The organism is uncultured Oscillibacter sp., from assembly GCF_900546705.1.
Taxonomy (GTDB): Bacteria; Bacillota; Clostridia; order Oscillospirales; family Oscillospiraceae; genus Oscillibacter.
In genome coordinates this window covers 1-4,146 of record NZ_URDP01000074.1, presented here as the reverse complement: position 1 = coordinate 4,146, position 4,146 = coordinate 1, and the positions used below count along the sequence as shown (strand labels likewise).

Below are 4,146 nucleotides of genomic sequence, written 5' to 3'. Positions count from 1 at the left end.
CCCAGCCCGGCTGGGTGGAGCACGACCCCATGGAGATCTGGGACACGGAGCGGCGGGCCGTGTCCGAGGCGGTGGACGCCGCCCACATCGACCCCAAGCGCATCGCCGCCATCGGCATCACCAACCAGCGGGAGACCACCATCGTCTGGGACGCCCGGACGGGACAGCCCGTGTACAACGCCATCGTCTGGCAGTGCCGCCGGACGGCCCCCATCTGCGACCGCCTCCGCGCCGACGGGCTGGAGGAGACGGTGACGGAAAAGACGGGTCTGCTGCTGGATGCCTACTTCTCCGGCACGAAGATCCGCTGGCTATTGGACACGGTGCCCGGGCTGCGGCGCCGGGCGGAAAATGGCGAGCTGCGCTGCGGCACGGTGGACAGCTGGCTCATCTATAACCTCACCGGCGGCAAGGTCCATGTGACGGACTACTCCAACGCCTCCCGCACCATGCTCTTCAACATCCACACCCTCACCTGGGACGCCGAGCTCTGCCGGGCGCTGGACATCCCCATGAGCCTGCTGCCCCAGCCGGTGCCCAACTGCCAGGCGTTCGGCCATGTGGCGCCGGGCATCCCGGGGCTGGAGGCCCTGGCGGGCATCCCCATCTGCGGCAGCGCCGGGGACCAGCCGGCGGCGCTGTTCGGCCAGGCGTGCTTTGCCCCCGGCCAGGCCAAGAATACATACGGCACCGGGTGCTTCACCCTCATGAACGTGGGCCACACGCCGGTGCGCTCCCGCCACGGGCTGGTGACCTCCGTGGGCTGGTCGTGGAGAGGGGAGACCACCTACGCCCTGGAGGGCAGCGTCTTCAACGCCGGCAGCGCCATCCAGTGGCTGCGGGACGAGCTGGGCCTCATCGAAAGCGCCCCCGAGTGCGACCGGCTGGCCGAGAGCGTGCCGAACAGCGGCGGCGTGGTGGTGGTGCCCGCCTTCACGGGTCTGGGCGCCCCCTACTGGGACATGTACGCCCGGGGCACCATCGTGGGCCTTACCCGGGGCACTACCCGCTCCCACATCGCCCGGGCGGTGCTGGAGTCCATCGCCTACCAGGTGACGGACCTGGTGCGGGCCATGGACGAGGACGCCCCCTGTCCCATCAGCGTGCTGCGGGTGGACGGCGGCGCCTCCGTCAGCGACATCCTGATGCAGATCCAGGCGGACCTGCTGCGCATCGGCGTGGACCGGCCGGACCAGGTGGAGACCACCGCCTTCGGCGCCGCCGCCATGGCGGGCCTTTCTGCCGGGGTCTGGAGCGGTACGGAGGAGCTGGAGCGCCTGCGCCGCAGCCAGTGCGTGTTCCGCCCCCGCCGGGACGAGAGCGAGAGCGATGCCGATTACGCCCGCTGGCTCCGGGCGGTGGAGCGGTCCCGGGGCTGGATTGAAAACGAAGTGTAAACTTCCGGGAATTTTGTTGCGTTCCCCCCGGAATTGGGGTATACTGACCACAAAGCAGGCAGATTCCCAATTCAACATGGAAGGTATTTACGGAAGGGAGTTTTAGTATGGCATTTTTCGATGAGTTTACCAAAAAGGCGAAGGACGTTGCCTATCTTGCCGCCGACAAGGCCAAGGACGCCGCGGAGCTGACGAAGATCAGCGTTGCCATCGCCGGCGAGCAAAAGGAGATCGACAAGAACTACCGCACCATCGGCGAGTGGTTCGTCAGCGAGTACGAGGGCCAGATCCCCGACGCCGTCCGGGAGCTGGTGGAGGCGGTCAACGCCAGCAAGGCCAGAATCGCCGAGCTGGAGGCCAGCAAGCCCTCCAAGGACGAACCCGCGGAGGAGCCCGTCTCCCACGGCAAGAAGTGCCCCATCTGCGGCGCCGAGTCCGACAGCAAGTTCTGCCCCCAGTGCGGCGCCCCCATGGACTAAAGCCAAGTGAAAAAACAGACCGGCCCACGCCGGTCTGTTTTTTTCTGGAAAAAAGCCGTTGCAAACCGGCGGGGGCTGTGCTATGTTGGTATGCGGACTTTACAGACAATCGGGGGAGCATCATGGGAAAAAGAGCCTGGGAATTTTTCAAAAGTGAGACAGTTTTGTGCGTGGCGGCGGTGTGCGCCGTCATCACCATGTTTCTGGTGCCGCCGGACGGGGCCTACCGGGACTACGTGGACGTGCGGGTGCTGTGCCTGCTGCTGAGCCTCATGGCGGTGGTGGCCGGGTTCCAGTCCTGCGGCGTGTTCCAGGTGCTCTCTGCCCGGCTTTTGAGCCGGGGCGGCGGCAGATCGCTGGGCATCGCCCTGGTGCTGCTGCCCTTTTTCGCCTCCATGGTGGTCACCAACGACGTCTCCCTCATCACCTTCGTGCCCTTCACGCTGCTGGTCCTCGAGCAGCTGGGGTGCCAGAGCCGGGCGGTGGGGGTGCTGGTGCTCCAGACCATGGCGGCAAACCTGGGCAGCATGACCACCCCTGTGGGCAACCCCCAGAACCTCTATCTCTACGCCGCCTATAACCTCTCCACCGGGGCGTTCTTCGCAACCATGCTGCCCCTGACGGCCCTGAGCCTGGTGGGGCTGACGGCGGCGGCCGCCTTCGCCCTGCCCCGGGACCTGCCCCGGCCGGAGCTGCCCCAGTCGGCGCTGGAAAACCCCAAAAAGCTGGCCCTCTACCTGGTGCTCTTCGTGCTGTGCCTTTTCACCGTGTTTCGCATCCTGCCCTACGGCATTTTGACGGCGGTGGTGCTGCTGGCCCTGGCCATCGCGGAGCCGAAGCTCCTCAAAAAGCTGGACATCAGTCTCCTTGCCACCTTCGTGTGCTTTTTCGTGGTCTCCGGCAACCTGGGCCGGATGGACGCGGTGCGCACGGTGCTGGAGGCGCTGCTGCGGCGCAGCACCATGGGCACGGCGGCCCTGGCAAGCCAGGTCATCAGCAACGTGCCGGCGGCGGTGCTGCTCTCCGCCTTCACCGACGACGGACTGGGGCTCCTGCGGGGCACCAACATCGGCGGACTGGGCACGCCGGTGGCGTCTCTTGCCAGCCTCATCACCCTGAAATACTACTTCAAGTGGCCCTGGGCCCGGCGGGGGAAGTACCTGGCCGTGTTCCTGGGGGCCAACTTCCTGGGCCTTGCGCTGCTGCTGGCGGCGGCTCACGCCCTGGCCTGAAACGGCATAAAAAAGCGCCATGGAACCATCGGTTCCATGGCGCTTTTCGTTACGGCAGCAGTGCCCGCCGGGCCCGGTAGTCGGGCAAAAACCCCTCCAGCAGGGCGTAGAACCGGGGGCCGTGGTTCTTCTCCCGGATGTGGCAGAGCTCATGGACCACCACCGCCTCCACCGCTTCCGGGGGACAGTCCGCGAGAAAGCAGGAAAAGCAGAGGCTGTTTTTGCCGCTGCAGCTTCCGTACCGGGTGCGGGCGGCGGTGATCTTCACGCCGGTGGGCACCAGCCCCGTCCGGCGGCTCCACTGCTCCACCAGGGGGATGATCTGCTCCGCGGCCCGGGCTTTCAGGGCGGCCAGCTCCTCCGCCGTGGGCTCCGGCCGGGGCGGACGCTGCCTCTGGCGCTCCAGCTGCCGGGCGACCCAATCGGACTTTTCCCGGACAAACCGGCGGACGGCCGACTCCGCCAGGAACCGGGGCGCCCGCACCACCACCCGGCCGTCCCTGGTCACCTGGAGGGAGATCGTCTTGCGGTCGGAGCGGATGAGCTCGTAGGCCGGCAGGCCGCCGGGGACGGCGGACGCCGGGGCGGTCGGCGCGCTCACAGGGCGGCCATGGCCTCGTTCACGGAGTCCTCGCAGGAACGCATGGCCAGGATGGTCTTCTCCAGCAGCTCGTCCAGCGTCCAGCCCAGGCGCTCGGCCCCCTCCCGGATCACGTCCCGGGAGCAGCCGGCGGCGAACTTCTTGTCCTTGAATTTCTTCTTCAGGGAGCCCAGCTCCATGTCCTGGCAGCTCTTGCTGGGCCGCATCCGGGCGGCGGCGCCGATGAGACCCGTCAGCTCGTCGGCGGCGAAGAGCACCTTCTCCATCTCGGCGGTGGGCTCCACGTCGGAGCAAAGGCCGTAGCCGTGGCTGCACACGGCGTGGATGAACTCGTCGCTGCATCCGATTTCAGCGAGAAGCTCCGGCGCCTTTTTGCAGTGCTCCTCGGGCCACTTTTCAAAGTCCACGTCGTGGAGCAGGCCCACGGTGGCCCAGAA

Annotated in this window: 5 protein-coding genes; 3 read left to right on the top strand and 2 right to left on the bottom strand. The window is 67.1% G+C overall.

The window, feature by feature from the left end; translation table 11 throughout:
* The 3 genes from glpK to QZS13_RS10005 form a co-directional block, all read left to right on the top strand.
* A partial coding sequence (gene glpK / locus QZS13_RS10015; protein ID WP_295588555.1) for a glycerol kinase GlpK occupies positions 1-1,397 on the top strand: 1,397 nt, incomplete at its 5' end.
* Positions 1,398-1,504: 107 nt separating this feature from the next.
* The gene (locus QZS13_RS10010; RefSeq protein WP_295588553.1) at positions 1,505-1,876 is read left to right on the top strand and encodes a zinc ribbon domain-containing protein; all 372 of its coding nucleotides are present in this window, start codon (positions 1,505-1,507) and stop codon (positions 1,874-1,876) included.
* Between the two features lie 122 nt (positions 1,877-1,998).
* Positions 1,999-3,108 carry an SLC13 family permease gene (locus tag QZS13_RS10005; RefSeq protein ID WP_295588551.1) on the top strand — a complete coding sequence of 370 codons (1,110 nt, stop codon included), beginning with the start codon at positions 1,999-2,001 and terminating at the stop codon, positions 3,106-3,108.
* A gap of 49 nt (positions 3,109-3,157) precedes the next feature.
* On the opposite strand, the gene QZS13_RS10000 is transcribed toward QZS13_RS10005, so the two are convergent.
* Positions 3,158-3,709, bottom strand: a complete 552-nt coding sequence (locus QZS13_RS10000; protein WP_295588549.1) for a M48 family metallopeptidase — start codon at positions 3,707-3,709, stop codon at positions 3,158-3,160.
* A partial coding sequence (locus tag QZS13_RS09995; RefSeq protein ID WP_295588548.1) for a hydrolase occupies positions 3,706-4,146 on the bottom strand: 441 nt, incomplete at its 5' end. The genes QZS13_RS10000 and QZS13_RS09995, both read right to left, overlap by 4 nt.

Bases quoted from the DNA above. Each gene is read 5' to 3' on its own strand.
- QZS13_RS10010 (WP_295588553.1), top strand. From the start codon at position 1,505: ATGGCATTTTTCGATGAGTTTACCAAAAAGGCGAAGGACGTTGCCTAT.
- QZS13_RS10005 (WP_295588551.1), top strand. From the start codon at position 1,999: ATGGGAAAAAGAGCCTGGGAATTTTTCAAAAGTGAGACAGTTTTGTGC.